The 16,429-nt window shown below is 40.5% G+C and carries 13 protein-coding genes and 1 CRISPR repeat array; all 13 genes read right to left on the reverse strand.

Going from position 1 to position 16,429, the window contains the following annotated elements:
- The first annotated feature begins 55 nt into the window (after positions 1-55).
- A CRISPR array of direct repeats spans positions 56-1,753; the repeat unit is 32 nt; unit sequence ATTTCAATCCACGCTCCTACATGAGGAGCGAC.
- Between the two features lie 170 nt (positions 1,754-1,923).
- Positions 1,924-2,214, reverse strand: coding sequence for a CRISPR-associated endonuclease Cas2 (gene cas2 / locus AB5754_RS07815; RefSeq protein ID WP_368251759.1), 291 nt, complete (start codon positions 2,212-2,214; stop codon positions 1,924-1,926).
- A gap of 8 nt (positions 2,215-2,222) precedes the next feature.
- Complete coding sequence (cas1c, locus tag AB5754_RS07820) at positions 2,223-3,257, reverse strand: type I-C CRISPR-associated endonuclease Cas1c (RefSeq protein ID WP_368251758.1); 1,035 nt, start codon at positions 3,255-3,257, stop codon at positions 2,223-2,225.
- Positions 3,254-3,907: a CRISPR-associated protein Cas4 gene (cas4, locus tag AB5754_RS07825; RefSeq protein ID WP_368251757.1), complete on the reverse strand. Its 654-nt coding sequence runs from the start codon at positions 3,905-3,907 to the stop codon at positions 3,254-3,256. Before cas4 ends, cas1c begins: the two co-directional genes overlap by 4 nt.
- 2 nt (positions 3,908-3,909) lie before the next feature.
- Positions 3,910-4,767, reverse strand: a complete 858-nt coding sequence (cas7c, locus tag AB5754_RS07830) for a type I-C CRISPR-associated protein Cas7/Csd2 (RefSeq protein ID WP_368251756.1) — start codon at positions 4,765-4,767, stop codon at positions 3,910-3,912.
- Complete coding sequence (gene cas8c / locus AB5754_RS07835) at positions 4,768-6,660, reverse strand: type I-C CRISPR-associated protein Cas8c/Csd1 (protein ID WP_368251755.1); 1,893 nt, start codon at positions 6,658-6,660, stop codon at positions 4,768-4,770. It abuts the gene before it with no gap.
- Positions 6,657-7,382 (reverse strand): type I-C CRISPR-associated protein Cas5c, encoded by a 726-nt coding sequence (gene cas5c, locus AB5754_RS07840; protein ID WP_368251754.1) that lies wholly within the window; start codon positions 7,380-7,382, stop codon positions 6,657-6,659. Before cas5c ends, cas8c begins: the two co-directional genes overlap by 4 nt.
- Positions 7,383-7,455: 73 nt before the next feature.
- The gene (cas3, locus tag AB5754_RS07845; protein ID WP_368251763.1) at positions 7,456-9,840 is read right to left on the reverse strand and encodes a CRISPR-associated helicase Cas3'; all 2,385 of its coding nucleotides are present in this window, start codon (positions 9,838-9,840) and stop codon (positions 7,456-7,458) included.
- Between the two features lie 580 nt (positions 9,841-10,420).
- On the reverse strand, positions 10,421-11,812 hold the full coding sequence (gene sufB, locus AB5754_RS07850; protein ID WP_311832713.1) for a Fe-S cluster assembly protein SufB: 1,392 nt from the start codon (positions 11,810-11,812) through the stop codon (positions 10,421-10,423).
- 5 nt (positions 11,813-11,817) lie between these two features.
- Positions 11,818-12,294: a Fe-S cluster assembly sulfur transfer protein SufU gene (gene sufU / locus AB5754_RS07855; RefSeq protein WP_311832712.1), complete on the reverse strand. Its 477-nt coding sequence runs from the start codon at positions 12,292-12,294 to the stop codon at positions 11,818-11,820.
- Positions 12,281-13,516: a cysteine desulfurase gene (locus AB5754_RS07860; protein ID WP_368251753.1), complete on the reverse strand. Its 1,236-nt coding sequence runs from the start codon at positions 13,514-13,516 to the stop codon at positions 12,281-12,283. Before AB5754_RS07860 ends, sufU begins: the two co-directional genes overlap by 14 nt.
- The gene (sufD, locus tag AB5754_RS07865; protein WP_311832710.1) at positions 13,513-14,799 is read right to left on the reverse strand and encodes a Fe-S cluster assembly protein SufD; all 1,287 of its coding nucleotides are present in this window, start codon (positions 14,797-14,799) and stop codon (positions 13,513-13,515) included. Before sufD ends, AB5754_RS07860 begins: the two co-directional genes overlap by 4 nt.
- Before the next feature lie 14 nt (positions 14,800-14,813).
- Positions 14,814-15,584 carry a Fe-S cluster assembly ATPase SufC gene (gene sufC, locus AB5754_RS07870; RefSeq protein ID WP_311832709.1) on the reverse strand — a complete coding sequence of 257 codons (771 nt, stop codon included), beginning with the start codon at positions 15,582-15,584 and terminating at the stop codon, positions 14,814-14,816.
- 303 nt (positions 15,585-15,887) lie between these two features.
- A partial coding sequence (gene proC / locus AB5754_RS07875) for a pyrroline-5-carboxylate reductase (protein ID WP_368259537.1) occupies positions 15,888-16,429 on the reverse strand: 542 nt, incomplete at its 5' end.

Genomic DNA, 16,429 nt, shown 5'->3' on the forward strand with positions numbered 1-16,429 from the left:
CTCCTACATGAGGAGCGACGTGTGGGCGAAGGCGACTGTTAATGCAATTAATTTCATTTCAATCCACGCTCCTACATGAGGAGCGACGTCCAATATCAATTTGAGGACACAACGGTTGTATCAATTTCAATCCACGCTCCTACATGAGGAGCGACTACAGCCACACGACTACCCGCAGCCACATCGGCCATTTCAATCCACGCTCCTACATGAGGAGCGACTTTTGACAATCATTGCACTCGCCAAACTGTTACTGAATTTCAATCCACGCTCCTACATGAGGAGCGACACATTTTTTGATGGATGATAGTCAGATACTTTTTATTTCAATCCACGCTCCTACATGAGGAGCGACCTTTTGATAATCCAACAGATATTGATCAGTTAAAAAATTTCAATCCACGCTCCTACATGAGGAGCGACCCCAATCATATCTCGCATCCAACGAGACGGTGAATATTTCAATCCACGCTCCTACATGAGGAGCGACCTACCCCGCGCTGATCCTTTATCATAATCCATATGGATTTCAATCCACGCTCCTACATGAGGAGCGACAGTAGCAGATATGACGTTTAGTGTACCAACATTTATTTCAATCCACGCTCCTACATGAGGAGCGACAATAGTAAAGTTAGAGGGGACATTGTACAGGCAAATTTCAATCCACGCTCCTACATGAGGAGCGACGGTGTGAAACATACTAAGGATTATCGCGATATGAATTTCAATCCACGCTCCTACATGAGGAGCGACACTTGATTCCCTTGCCATCCTCATATGAGGCTTATTTCAATCCACGCTCCTACATGAGGAGCGACGCCGTCTTTAGCCACATGTACACGGTACTCAATGATTTCAATCCACGCTCCTACATGAGGAGCGACTTTGTTGATTCATTCTGTCACATACACCCCTCCAATTTCAATCCACGCTCCTACATGAGGAGCGACCGAAGAAGCTGACGGCCAGACGGTTGCCAAGGACATTTCAATCCACGCTCCTACATGAGGAGCGACCCATTATCTAATCCCTCCGTTTCCAATAAATAAATTTCAATCCACGCTCCTACATGAGGAGCGACATTGGCTTTCCTCCTCGTGGTATTTTCCATTTTGATTTCAATCCACGCTCCTACATGAGGAGCGACACGGTTCAATCCCATCTATTTCTGATTTAGTTAGATTTCAATCCACGCTCCTACATGAGGAGCGACTCAAAAACGACTGGCGCTGTTGGTAAAGTAAATTTAATTTCAATCCACGCTCCTACATGAGGAGCGACGGAAAGACCAGTACTAATCCCGTTCCAAATGTTTAAATTTCAATCCACGCTCCTACATGAGGAGCGACCCTCGAACAAAAAACCATTATCACCCGGCGACAATTTATTTCAATCCACGCTCCTACATGAGGAGCGACTTTATCAAACAGTAACTGGACGAATGATTCCCAAAGATTTCAATCCACGCTCCTACATGAGGAGCGACGAGGACTTCGGGGGTGTCGGGGATGACTGAAAAAGAATTTCAATCCACGCTCCTACATGAGGAGCGACAAAGAAAAAAGCATATTTTGAGGCCCGAAATTTATTTCAATCCACGCTCCTACATGAGGAGCGACAAAAATAGAGCCATCGCTTGTTTTTGCTTCCAAAATTTCAATCCACGCTCCTACATGAGGAGCGACGTCGTATTTTTGTCCATTTTTGTGGCTTCAAGAATTTCAATCCACGCTCCTACATGAGGAGCGACGGCAAAAATGAGCAGATATCCACTCATTTTGTTAAAAATACAAATACATCATTATAGTAAAGATCACTATTTATGAGGATACCTTCATAAACACATGATTACATTGAAACATAAAGTGCGAACGACCCTAGCTTTTTATGTGTGCCTCACATTCGCACTAAATATTTCCTTTAAAAAATCAAAGTTCCTTCAACATCAAGAGTTTGTTTCGTGCCAAAATGTTCAACCTTACTTTGATAATTCTTTCCCAAACGATAAATTCGTAATGAATCCTCTTTATCATTTATAATATCTAACATTTTTATTTTCAGCTGAGCATACTCCGTTTGATCAACTACACATTCAAAAACTGAATTTTGAACCCGTACTCCATAATTTTGGCAAATTTTTGCAAGTTGTCGTAGTCTTTTTCGCCCAATGGGATTAATAGTAGAAACATCATAAGTCACAAGAATCATCATAATACTACCTACTTCCACAAAAACGGTGGATATGCATCCAGATCTTCTCGCAAATACCGAGCTAATAGCAGCGCCTGAGCATACGGAATCAATCCCCATTGAAGTTGTTCCCCAAGGTAAGGATGTTGCAATTTTTCGTTCTTCTTTGCTTGCCATGCATCAAAAAATATTTTACGTCCCTCATCGGTTAATAGCACAGCACCACTTTCTTTCTCCAAAAAATGCTGAGGTTTAATAATTTTGCGATTAATCAATCCTAGACAGAAGCGATCTGCGTACACTCCTCGCAACTCCTCGACTATATCCAAAGCTAAAGATAGGCGACCAGGACGATCCTGATGCATAAATCCGACATAAGGATCTAATCCTACTGATTCTAAAGCAGCTGCACAATCATGAGTTAATAATGTATATGCAAGCGATAGTAACGCATTTACAGAATCCAAGGGAGGCCTACGACTGCGTCCGTTAAATTTGAAATGTTCCTTTTGCTGCAGAATCATCTGGTCAAAAGCGAAAAAATAGCGACTAGCTAATTGTCCTTCCACACCTCGCAAAGTATCTAAATCCGAAACTTCATTCACAATGAATTGAATTCCTTCTTTTAATTCCTGAGATACTTGTTTAAATAAGTCTTGATTAATTCTCAATGAATGATCACGAGTAAAACGTTCCAGTTGCCAACGTTGATTAAAAAGTTTCCCTACAATAAAATTTTTAGCAATTTTTAGACTTTCCGGTTCTGATTCTGAAATACAGTATTGTTTTTTTCGTAGTAAAACATTACCAAAGGTTGGACCAACTACTCGACATTGAAATTTCCCACTACTGGTTAGGAAAGAGACTGCAATATTTCGCTTCATACAATCTGCCATCAATGCCGGACTCATACCTACATAGTTATTTGTAACAATCCCTTCTAAATTGTGTAACGGAATTCGTCCAATTTTAGTATCCTCATCACACACCACCAAGTTAGCACCATCCAAACGCAAGTACAAGTGAGGAGTTGTAATAAAGACTGTATTTAATAGTTTCTTCATTCTGATAACCTCCGCTTCATGTACGTTGCTACAGTTTCTTTTTTAGACAAGACAGGCAAGCAAACCTCTTTCAGTGAGCAACGTTGACACTTTGGTGCAATTTTTACGATTGGTGTCCAGCGCTTTCTCCAATAATCATGCATTTCTTTTGTGATAGCTCGTAATTGTCCGATTTTTTCTTCTGTAATCTGGATTGGCTGTCTGGTTCGAGTTTCGAAATAAAACAGTTCTCCTTTGCTAACTTCTGCCGCAAGCATCTCGTTTAAGCAAAACGCTTGGGCTACCACTTGCATTTCATCGCTAACATCCGGCTTCTTTTTTCCATGCTTATATTCCACTGGATTAACTCGAAAGGTATCCTGATATTTTGGAATTAAAACACCCGCAGGATCTCGAATAAATTCCACCACATCACAGATTCCACTAATTCCAAGTTCTCTAGAATGAACCGGCAAAGCACGAACAATTATCCGGTCATTTCTTTTTTCGCGTAATTGTGGCTGATCCACTTTTTGATGAAGTTGACTTCCTTCTACCGTCAAAACATTTTCTGCCCACTGCTGCTCAATATGAATTAAAGCCCACTGTCGTTTACAAAAGATAAAATGTTGAATTCCAGAAATCATTAAGAAATCATCTTCTGTATACATAATCAGATGCCATCAAATTCTTGAACTGGTAAATTTTCTAATGATGTTATCTCAATGTCGTAATCCTCAATACTATGAGGTACATCAACAGCTTCTTTTTTCGTGAGAGTAACAGAGCGATGAACCTTAGCTGAAGGATGTGCACCTGTCTTACTTGGATGTTTCCACCAGTATACCTTTTCAACTGCCATAGAGCCTTCTGGTCGTGCAGAAGAAGCATCATTTTCGAATAATGATTTCAACGTTTCTAAAATCTTTTCTGCATCTTCATCTGTGAATCCAGTTTTTTCAGCAAGTTGAGGATTAATGCTTCCATTAAAGACATACAAGCCTTGGGTAACAAAGTGTTTAGTGCCCATAGTATCTGAACCTTTACCATCTCCAGGAACTGAGTTTACACTCTTCGTAATTTGCATAGAATTAATTTCTACAGGCTCCACACTTTCTGCTAGCTGAACAGAAACTGGTCCGCGAACTCCTACTGATACTTGCGTGCCAGAAAAAGCAAATACTTGTCCAAAAGAACGTACATCAACCCAATTTTCGCAAGCAAGTTTAGCAAAAGCATTCACATCGGCTTTTTTCTTGTCTCTCAAGATTTTCTTTAACTCAGGAATACTCTCTAATCGATCCTTTAAGTTAGTAAAGCCATCATCTGTTCGATCACTGGATTGGATGAAGATTCTTTCCCCCATGTCCTGCAAGCGATTGCGAATTTTTCGCTTGATTGCCACATCAGATACTTCTCCGTATCCTTCAAAATCTTGTCTTGGCCGATTTCCATTCAATGGATCACCATTAGGATTTGCATTTTTTACTGAAAAAATCACTTTAAAATCATATTTGTTTTGCAAGCTCATTTATTCTTCCTCCCCTGTAGTTGCCTTATGATAGATGTCATATTCTTGACTGTAATACCCTAATAAATATCGCCCATCCAATGCTTTATCCGTATATCCTTTTTCATCAAATTGATTCATAATTTCGTCAAACAATTTGCTATAATAAATTTTCTTACCCGCATTTAAGCGATTCAAATAGGGTTGAAGATTTTTTCGGATAATCATCCAGGTTTTGACAGGATGCATACTAAAAGCATTCATATAACGCTCAGCATTTGTTGCACGAGCTGAAGCGCCTTGTGCCTTTAGGACCTCATTTTCTAAAACATGACTCACTGCTAACAGCCGGCCAAATAAATAATTTCGTTCTTCACTTTCTTTGTTAAGACTCACAGGACATCCTCCTTTTGCTCTAAAGTAATAATGATTTGTCATAGAACAAGCAATACCCAAAGCTTTACGCCACTGCCAAGGTTGGTCAAAACTTTGGGGATTGGAAACTCGATGGCTGAGCTTGCTCACCAAATCAAAGGGAACTTTTTTTCCTTCAACAACGCAGGTAAATAAAGCAGTGGTCGTATTATTCAAAACTTTATCATTTGCATTCTCCCCAAAAGCCGCTTTTGCAATCTCATAAAGATTTGGTGCGCCGTAAAAGTGATACGGCCGTTTATCCTTAAAATAAGTATGACGCCAAGCTGAGTACTGTTGCCACTGCTCAATTCGTTCCAAATACTGTTTTTGATTGGTGGAATTGTAATATAAAATTCCCATTCTTCCTTTAGTAGCATTATCTAAAATCATAATATTTACTTTAGCTGAAGTCATTAATTCTTTATGAGGACCGTATATACTATTTTTTAGCTCTTTGGCAAACTCCTCTTGAGTTCGATCCACTATACTGCCAAAATCATCTTCTAGCTCGTCATCATCTACAAACTCATTTCCTCCAGCTAAAGGAGTGTGAGTTTCTGGCAAATCAGGTCCCCATACGAGATACACTCGCCCATCTCGAATAATCCCTTGCTTTGTAATCAACCATTTTAAAGCATTATGCGCTTTTTGCGATACCTCGAAACTGACTGAGGCCACTTCAGCTTTATCAATAAACCGTCCTCGATAAGTAAAATTTGTTTCATCATTGGCTGAGATTAGTTTTGCTGAATCGCCGGCATAGCGTAATCCAGAAGCGTGAGATCCTGTTATTCTAGTAGTTGATCCAGTTATATAATCGATACCACTTTGCCCTTCTGAAAACTCTTCAATTGCGGATTTTTGAATCTCAGGATCTTCCCAAATCGGAGTCTCAGTGATTACGCCTGGTTCATGAACCGTAAACCGCACCATAGCTGAATCTTGCGTTCCTGCTAAAACATTAAACAACTCTGGTTTAAGTCCATTCTCTTCCGTCATTTCTTTAGTCCACTTGAGAATCAATTTTTCTGATTTATCTACGTAAAGAATTTTTGCCTTCACTAAATCTTTAATGAGACTATCTTTCTTCAAATAATGGTAAATCCCTTTAATTCGGTTGTTTTTTTGCGCCCAAGGTTTTAACTGATTCATATAGAGTTCATGGGGTGTCGGTTTCTTTCCTTTTGTTTCCACATAATGTTCAAAATCTCCAGCAACATATTTTAAATTATCATGTAGCGGGTGGGGGACAGGGCTGTTGGTTCTCCCTCCCACTGACTTTTCAGTCACTGGAATTATCGTAGGAGCTTCTCCTTTACTCAATACTCGAGCTCCATAAAAATTGCCCTCTGGTGTTACTTGGACTTCAATTTGAACATCTCGATAGGCATGACCAACGGGCAACAACGAAAAGCTTTGATTTTTTCGAATCAGCGTTTGACCCACCTGATCTAAATTATCTTCATAAGTTTCGTATAAATCAGCCAACCAAGTCATAGTGAATCAGCCTCCAATTCATCTAGTAACAAATCAGCTGTTTGAATATCTTCTAATCGAATTTCTTTGGCAGTCATACTATGCAAAGTACGCACAATTGGACAATCTTCGGGGCGAGGAAATACAAGCACCCCTTTCTCCATTTTAGGTTGCCATAATCGAACCCGCAATTCATCGATTCCTGTTTCGTCTGGATAATCTAGTCCGTGGACCATCGTCCCAAAAAATTGCGGATTTTTATCTTCATCATAGGCTCCTGGTGCTTTACCAAACTCACAAGGCTCTACATACCCTTGACATTCTCTTGTTCCCAAAAAAATATCTCGACGGCCTCCCTTAGATAAAGAACGTTTTAAAATTTGATAATGCTTATTTTCATTGTAATCTTTCCGTAAATCAGGGCGATTTTTATTAAATTCAAAATGTACTTTGACTTCATAGACAGGATTTCGCAAATAGCTATAATATGCTAGATTGCTACTATCTAGCTTGTTATACACTAAAGGGCGCATCCCTTTGGATTCCATTTGAATTGGATTTACAATTCGTACCTCATCCACAATATAGATAATGGTTGGTTTCCAATAAATTGACTCTGCAATTCCCTTCAATGCTTGGTAAGTCGGCACTGGATATGAGCTTTTCTCACCGCTAAGTTTTGTCAAAGGATCTGTAAACAAACCATATTTTCCGTAAACTCGAAAACAAATTTGATTTCTCAAACAAACTCCTCCCCTCATATAATTTTATCTAATCACATAAATTAACTCACATCAATTCATAATCAAATATATGCTAAAAACCATAACTGGATAATGAATCACTTTGAATATTTAATCCGTATTCTCCATCATAGGCAGGTTTCAGTAATACATAGACACCCTCATTCGTTAGTACTATCATGCCATCACGAACCAATTGATCAAACTCGTGTCTAAAAAGATTGAGACTATTTTGTTGGGCTTTTTGATACCATTTCTTATCTAAAATAACTGGAGCTGCACCTAACAAATCTCCTACCATCTCTTCTCCATCACCATATGCTACTAATACGGATTCTCCTTGTTGGTCAATGACTTTAAAATGTTTAGCAATAGTAGCACTACTGCTGACTAAAAAGGTAGGTACTTCTTCATTCTTACTCGTGCGATAAAAGGACTTGCGGTTATTATTTTTCTGCATTAAGTCGAATAAGCGCTGAGAACCGCCATTAAACAGATATTCTGATTCACCCGTTTTTTCCACTTGATCATAGTATCCATCAAAAAATTTCGCCATCAATTGTAAATTCAGCAAACTGGAATCATCCTTTAAAAACAATCGATCATTTAGAAGTGTATTGGTAATTGCTACTTTGGTTTTTATTTCAGTCATTTTGTCAATATTTTCTAACTCTTTCATTGGATTAACTAAATAAACTGGTTGCGGTGTGGCAGATTCACCATTCCGGTTGCAGCGCCCTGCTGCTTGAGCGATAGAATCCAGTCCTGAAATAGACCGAACTACACAAGAAAAACTGATATCCACTCCAGCCTCGATTAATGGCGTGGTTATACAAATTAGTGATTTTTTTGCTTTCAATGCAACGCGTATTTCCTCTAAAACTAAGTTTCGATGAGCTGGTGTCATGGCTGTGGAAAGGTGATAAACGACTTGGTTAGCTTTTTTTAATTGCTGATAAACTTCCCTGACTGCCTTCTTCGTATTTAAAATCATTAAAAGATTGTGCTCTTTATTGACGATGCTTTGCGCAAAATCACTAAGTTCCTCTGCAGTCCAACCACTCTTTTTTCTCTGATCTACTACTCTTACTCGCTCAAAAGCGTGACTAGTAACCTCCAGATTGGGAACAAATTCCGCATCTGCCTCTAAATTTAAAGGTAGCTTTCGTTTAGCCAGTGTAGGTTGAGTAGCTGTACACAAAAGAGTAGTTGTATTCCCATACTCCTTCAGAAAATTAAGCAAACTGTTAAACATGGAAAGACATTTAGGAGGTAAAGATTGAATTTCATCGAAAATCAATACACTGTCTAGCAATTGATGAATTCGCCTTGGGTTACGGGTAGAGCCACCATAAACATTCTCCAAGAATCGCACCATGGTAGTGACAATAATTGGACTATCCCAATTATCTTGCATTAATGCTTGTTTACTTTCGTTGTCTTCTGACCAATCCTCGCTATCCCTCACAAGATTAGCATGGTGTTCAAGAATCAATTCATGGTTTACATCTTCCAATTCTTTACGAAAAACTGCTGCATTTTGCTCAATGATTGAACTATAAGGAATAATATAAATAATTCTTTTTTTCCCATGAGCAAGGGCATGATTCAAGGCAAAGCGCATACTGCTTAACGTTTTTCCTCCCCCAGTGGGAATAGATAAAGAATAAATACCAGTTGGACGTTGACTTGCCTCTAAGCAAGCATTTGCCATTTCTTGTCGCAAACGATTAATCCCAGTTTTCGAACCTTTTTTAAAGCTGACAAAAGTTGACTCCAAGCGCTGACTAAGCGTTTCAAATAACTCTCTTCGGTTTTCTTTTTTAGGTATAGTATTTATCTCAAACAATTGTGTATTACGCCGATCTCCATCCAATAAAGCACTGTATACCATTTTTAACAGATAAAATTGATCTGTTCGGTTGATTCGACCATGCTCTTTTGCTAGTTGCTCCAGTTCTCGACCTGCTTGTACTAAAAGTGAGTGTAATTTTTCTTCAGACAAAACTTCTTGAAAAAATCGTTCTTTCACCTGTTCAAATTCTGGTAAATCTTCTTTCATATAACGTTCGGTAAACGGTGATGTTGCATCTGCCTCACCAGAAATAAAGTCGAGCAGCCCCCCGGGACGATGGTGAGCAAAGATAGCATTTGCAATCATTTCCATTGCCATCATTTCATACTTTGATTGAGCTTTTTGTGATCGGATCAACTTTCCTCCATAGGTTGAATGATCGACACTCCCACGCTTTACTTCATCTCCTGCCTTTGCTTTTAAGAGATAGGTTTGGAATTTTTCCGTAAATTTTCCGCTGTCATGTAAAACACCAGCCAAGTAGCAGACAGTTGGAATGCCCAAGTTACGTCCATTTTCCTGAGCTATCTCTGCAGCTTCTCGCAAGTGTAAAGAAAGTGGCTGCTCCACACCATCTTCTTTTCTAAAGTGAGCAATATACACCAATGAACTGTCCTCCTTTTTTGTAATTTGGATTGTACATGAACTGTTCGTCATCAGATTGATTGGCCGAATTTTATCAGCCAATCAATCAGCAATAGATGAATACCCTTTCAAAAAAACTTGTGGATAAGTTTTAGTATTGCCACGCCTCCCTTAAAAGCCCAAAATATCCAGTTATTACGTTTTTTTATTTCATCTTGACTTGTTTCGTCAGATAAAAGAACATCCACTTTCAAACGAAACGTCCTCAATCCACTATTCTCCTTTCAATTTAACAACGAATTTTTCATTACAGTTTAATGATATCACTTACAAATCTGTTGTGAAATATATTCATCAAATATTCCACAAAAAACTCTTAACAACCAGTCAACGAGCAAAAGAATCAACTAGTAATATTGAACTCATAGTCTAAGAAAGATCTAGTCACCCAGAATATAAAAAAAACATCATTTATGAATCAACTTATTATTAGAATTTCCGAGAAACATATTGGCTTTTGGATAGGAATTTCTCTTTCACCCCAAACAAAAAAGCTAGGATTGGCTTCACACAGCCTTTCCTAGCCCTCTTATTGGTTTTACCCCACAGACCCTTCCATCTCCATACTAATCAAGCGGTTCATTTCCACCGCGTATTCCATCGGCAATTCTTTTGTAAATGGTTCTACAAAGCCCATGACGATCATTTCGGTAGCTTCTTGTTCAGAAAGACCGCGACTCATGAGGTAGAAAAGTTGTTCTTCAGAAATTTTGGAGACTTTAGCCTCGTGTTCCAAAGTAACATCGTGGTTTAGAATCTTGTTATAAGGTATCGTATCGGATTTGGACAGGTCATCCATGATGATGGTGTCGCATTCGATATGGGATTTTGAACCGGCGGAGTTTTCCGCAAAGCGTACTTCACCTCGGTAATCCACTTCGCCACCGTCTTTAGAAATTGATTTAGAAATGATGGTAGAAGAAGTATTTTCCGCATTGTGAATCATGCGTGCCCCGTTATCTAAGACGATTCCCTTACCTGCGACCGCAATGGAAAGCATGGTACCACGAGCCCCTTTGCCGTTCATGTAGACACTCGGGTATTTCATGGTAGCTTTGGAACCTAGGTTGCCATCTACCCATTCCATAGTGGCATTTTCATAGGCCACGCCTCGCTTGGTTTCTAAGGAGTAGACGTTATTTGACCAGTTCTGGATGGTAGTATAGCGCATATAGCCATCTTTTTTAACGAAGACTTCTACGACTGCCGCGTGTAAGGAATCGCTAGAATAAGTCGGTGCGGTACAGCCTTCCACGTAGTTAATGCTGGCCCCTTCGTCCACAATAATTAACGTCCGTTCAAACTGTCCGGTGTTTTCAGAATTGATTCGGAAGTAGGATTGGATGGGAATTTCCGTACGAACGCCTTTTGGTACATAGATAAAGGTTCCACCAGACCACGCCGCTGAATTTAGAGCAGCAAGTTTATTGTCACGAGGCGGTACTAATGTCCCGAAGTATTCTTTAAAGAGTTCGGGATATTCTTGTAGCGCGGTATCTGTATCGGTGAAGATAATCCCTAGTTCTTCAAATTCCTCTTTCATGTTGTGGTAAACTACTTCCGATTCATATTGGGCAGAAGCACCGGCAAGATAGGCCCGTTCGGCTTCTGGAATTCCTAAGCGCTCGAAAGTATTTTTGATTTCTTCAGGGACTTCATCCCAGCTACGCGCTTTTTTATCGCTAGAGCGGATAAAGTAATTAATCTTATCAAAATCTAGTTCTGATAAATCGGGACCATAAGGAGGCATTTCCAATTCGTTGAAAATTTTCAAGGATTCCAAACGAAAATCAAGCATCCATTCTGGTTCATTTTTAGCTGCGGAAATCTTGCGGATAACCTCTTCGGAAAGGCCATCCCCAGTTGTATAGACGGGTTTGACGTCATCATGAAATCCGTATTTGTATTCTTCTGTTTCAGGTACAGTCATTTTCATCACTCCTCGTCGTGTTTTTGGATATTTCCGCTTTCGGCTACGTTCTCTGCATTATTGACCGCTTTGTTCAAAGCTTTCCAAGCCAAAGTGGCACATTTAATACGAGCAGGGAATTTCGCTACTCCAGCTAAAACTTCTGCTTCCCCTAAACGCTCAGCCTCAGGGACTTCTTTTCCTTGGACTAAATCAGAAAACAACAATGTTAAATCTTCAATTTCATCCACTGATTTGCCCAAGACTGCATCGGTCATCATGGAAGCACTAGCTGTAGAAATAGAACAGCCACTACCATCAAAGGCGATGTCTTCAATAATGCCGTCTTTTACTTCCAATTCCAAATGAATCACATCCCCACAAGTCGGGTTGTTCATTTCAACCGTTAAAGTGGACTTGCCCAGTGTCCCATGATGATGGGGCCGGCTGGAGTGGTCCAAAATTACTTGGCGATATAAATTGTCTAATTTAGAGAGAGCCATATTGGAAAAACTCCTTTGTCGCGAGGATTGCCGCTACTAATCGATCAGCATCCTCTTTTGTATTGTAAAAATAAAAGCTAGCTCGGGCGGTTGCCGGAACTTGTAAATATTGTAATAAAGGTTGAGCGCAGTGATGGCCTGCTCGTACCGCGACGCCTTCCATATCTAAAGCTGTAGCCACGTCATGAGGATGAATCCCGGCAAGATTAAATGCTACTACTCCGGTGTGCTCTGCTGGATTTTGGGGACCATACACAGTCACCCCTTCAATCGCTGTCAATTTAGGTAAGACATAATTCACCAGTTCTTGTTCATATTGATGGATTTTTTCCATGCCAATGTCTGACAAGTAATCAATGGCAGCACCTAGTCCAATAGCGCCAGCGATATTAGGTGTACCCGCTTCAAATTTCCAAGGCAATTCTTTCCACGTGCTGTCGTAGAGATTGACAAAATCAATCATCTCGCCGCCAAATTCCACCGGTTCCATTTGTTCAAGCCATTTGCGTTTGCCATATAAAACACCGATACCAGTCGGACCACACATCTTATGACCACTAAACGCATAAAAATCACAATCCAAGGCTTGCACATCCACCGGCATATGGGGAACCGCTTGAGCTCCGTCCACTACCATGATGGCTCCTACCGAATGAGCCAAACTGATTAATTCTTCAATGGGATTAATTCCACCTAACACATTGGAAACGTGAGCAATGGAGACGATTTTCGTTTTGGCATTAATTTTCGCTTTGGCATCTTCCAGATCCAAATGACCCTCAGGCGTAATGTCGATGTAAATCAATTTCGCTTTTTTACGCATCGCCAATTGTTGCCAAGGGATGATGTTGGCATGATGTTCCATGTAGGAAATCACGATTTCATCCCCTTCATTGATAAAGGCATCACCAAAACTTTGAGCCACCCAATTTAAGCTGGTGGTAGTTCCCCTAGTAAAAAGTACTTCTGCCGTTTCTTTGGCATTAATGAACTGACGTACTTTTTCTCGGGCATCTTCATAATTTGCTGTGGCCCGCTCAGCTAAGGTATGCACGCCGCGATGGACATTGGCATTGTCATGACGATAATAGTGAGTTAAAGTATCTAAAACGGCTTGAGGCTTTTGAGTCGTAGCCGCATTGTCCAAATAAACGAAAGGTTCATCGTTCACGATTTGATCCAAGATGGGAAAGTCTTTGCGGATTTTTTTGGCATCAATCATGCGTTCAACTTCCCTTCAATGACGTCAATAAACTCATTTTGGGCTTCTTTCATAGGAATGGCAGTGATTACCGAGCCTAAGAAACCACGGATAACCAAGCGTTCGGCTTCTTCTTTGTGTAAACCACGGCTCATTAAGTAATACATTTCATCCGGATCTACCCGGCCCACAGAAGCTGCGTGTCCAGCGGTTACTTCATTTTCATCAATCAATAAAATTGGGTTAGCATCTCCTCTGGCACCATCGGAAAGCATCAACACCCGACTTTCTTGTTGGGCGTCAGCACCCTTGGCTCCTTTGAGGATATGCCCAATGCCGTTAAAGACTAGAGCAGCGTGATCGCGAATTACCCCGTGTTGCAAGATGTGCCCGATTGAGTGTTTGCCAATATTCGTCACTCGAGTATCAATGGCTTGCATTTGGGTACCGGAAGAAATCGCTACGACTTTACATTCAGAATGAGCGCCGTCGCCAATTAAGTCCGTATCAAAATCTGCTACGATATCCCCATCGTTCATGACCCCAATGGCCCAATCAATGGTGGCGTCTTTTGCGATATGCCCCCGGCGATTTAAATAAGTGGTCAAGTTTTTACCTAAACGATCCACTGCCGAATATTTAATCTGAGCGCCGGCTTTAGCAATTACTTCCACTACAATATTTGCTGGGCGTTTGCTGCTTTGGCCTTCTGGGCTAATAAAACGTTCCAAATAATTAAACTGGCTGTTTTCTTCCGCCACAATCAAAACATGATGGAAGAAATGGCTGTCGCCTATTTGTTGGAAGACAGCTTCTACTGGCTCTTCCAATACCACGTTTTTAGGAATATAAAGAAAAGCACCGCTGTTTAGAAACGCTACGTGCGCCGCCGTCAACTTATCTTCATCAAATTTCACTGCTTGATTCATAAAATAAGCTTCTACTAAGTCGCTGTGTTCTTTTGCGGCGGTAAACAAATCGGTGAAAATCACCCCTGCTTCAATCAACGCTTGAGGCAGTTGTTCAGCCACGGTTATGCCACCCGCTTGTACCAACAATGGATGATCATTCATTGCATCAAAGGCCATGACACCGATGGAATCTGGTAATTCAGAAGCTTCCATCGTATCCTCATTGACGTCAAAAAGTGGCCAGTTGCGGTAGCGCACTTGATCGATATGAGGCAATTTCAATTCATCCACTTGAGCCAATGCTGCTTTTCGTCGGTTTAAGAGCCATTGTGGTTCTTCTTGGGTGGCAGAAAATAATTCCACAGCCTTTTGATAATCTTTTAATTGTGTCATTATCTCAGGCCTCCTTAGACTTCCTCTTTGTATTCAATACCTAGTTCTTCACTGATACCCGCGTAGCCTTCCGCTTCGAGACGTTTTGCCAAGTCTTTATCCCCAGTCATCACGACGCGACCGTCCATCATAATGTGCACCACATCTGGCGTGATGTAGTTTAACAAACGTTGGTAGTGAGTGATAATCAATGAGCCAAAGTTGTCTCCACGCATTTCATTAACCCCTTTTGCTACGACTTTTAAAGCGTCGATATCAAGACCGGAGTCAATTTCATCTAAAATGGCAAAGCTTGGTTCCAACATTAGGAGTTGCAAGATTTCGTTGCGTTTTTTCTCCCCGCCAGAAAAGCCTTCATTTAAGTAACGTTCCGCCATTTCTTCAGGCATGTTTAGTAAGGCCATTTTTTTATCTAATTTCTTTAAAAACTGCATAACATTCATCTTGTCTTCTTCGGGACGTTTGGCATTAATGGCCGCCCGCATAAATTCCGCATTGGTCACCCCAGGAATTTCAGAAGGATATTGCATCGCTAAAAAGAGACCTTTACGTGCTCGTTCGTCAACTTCCATTTCCAATACATTTTCCCCGTCTAACAGGATTTCTCCTTGTGTTACTTCATAGTTAGGATTGCCCATAATCGCCGCAGATAATGTGGATTTCCCTGTACCATTCGGCCCCATAATGGCATGAATTTCACCGGTATTCAGGGTTAAATTCACCCCTTTTAGGATTTCTTTGTCTTCAATGGATACGTGTAAATTCTTGATTTCTAATGTGGACATGCTTTTCCCTCCAAATCTTTTCAATTCTCATTCATTTTACGCTAATTGAGAATGATAAGCAACGACATTGCCTATATTTTCCATGAGTTTATCCTTTTATTCACAATCTTTAATCAAAAAGCTTTTTTATCCAATATCTATTGAAAAATCCGTAAAAAATGCCAGTGGAAAATCCAAACTAAGAGTACCCCTCTTAGCGAATAAGAAGTTCTCCCTTTTACTAGTTTAGAATTATTAAAAAAGCCAGGGAGCTGACTTCTGAAAAAAGTCAGCTCCCTGGCAAAAATAGAAATAAGAAAGAATTTAAGCCATCTCTCGATTTTTTTGAGCCGCTACTTGCACGGCATTTATCACTGCACTACGAAAGCCACGATCTTCCAATTCTTTCACCGCTGCAATGGTCGTTCCCCCAGGAGAGGTCACCATATCCTTTAACGCTCCGGGATGTTCCTTTGTTTCCAACACCATTTTGGCCGCCCCTAAAACCGTTTGAGCGGCAAACTCATAGGCCAGCTCTCGACTCATTCCTTCTATTACCCCTCCGTCAGCTAAAGCTTCAATAAAGAGATAGACATAAGCTGGTGAAGAGCCAGAAACTCCCACCACAGCATCAATTAATTTTTCAGGAACTAATTCTGCTTTTCCAAAACTGTTAAACACCGCCAATACAGTAGCAATTTCTGATTCAGAAACTTGCTGGTTATGGGCAATCGCCGACATTCCCTCCCCGACTAATGCCGGAGTATTGGGCATCACTCTAAAAATTTTATGCGCTGGAGACAACAGTTCTTGAATTTTAGCAATGGAAATTCCTGCTGCCACAGAAACCAGACTTTGTTCAGTAG

It is taken from the genome of Enterococcus sp. 2201sp1_2201st1_C11_2201SCRN_220225 (genome assembly GCF_040925905.1).
GTDB lineage: Bacteria > Bacillota > Bacilli > Lactobacillales > Enterococcaceae > Enterococcus_C > Enterococcus_C asini_A.

Coding starts and splice junctions, on each gene's coding strand:
- cas2 (WP_368251759.1), bottom strand. CDS start 2,214: ATGATGATTCTTGTGACTTATGATGTTTCTACTATTAATCCCATTGGG.
- cas1c (WP_368251758.1), bottom strand. CDS start 3,257: ATGAAGAAACTATTAAATACAGTCTTTATTACAACTCCTCACTTGTAC.
- cas4 (WP_368251757.1), bottom strand. CDS start 3,907: ATGTATACAGAAGATGATTTCTTAATGATTTCTGGAATTCAACATTTT.
- cas7c (WP_368251756.1), bottom strand. CDS start 4,767: ATGAGCTTGCAAAACAAATATGATTTTAAAGTGATTTTTTCAGTAAAA.
- cas8c (WP_368251755.1), bottom strand. CDS start 6,660: ATGACTTGGTTGGCTGATTTATACGAAACTTATGAAGATAATTTAGAT.
- sufB (WP_311832713.1), bottom strand. CDS start 11,812: ATGACTGTACCTGAAACAGAAGAATACAAATACGGATTTCATGATGAC.
- sufU (WP_311832712.1), bottom strand. CDS start 12,294: ATGGCTCTCTCTAAATTAGACAATTTATATCGCCAAGTAATTTTGGAC.
- AB5754_RS07860 (WP_368251753.1), bottom strand. CDS start 13,516: ATGATTGATGCCAAAAAAATCCGCAAAGACTTTCCCATCTTGGATCAA.
- sufD (WP_311832710.1), bottom strand. CDS start 14,799: ATGACACAATTAAAAGATTATCAAAAGGCTGTGGAATTATTTTCTGCC.
- sufC (WP_311832709.1), bottom strand. CDS start 15,584: ATGTCCACATTAGAAATCAAGAATTTACACGTATCCATTGAAGACAAA.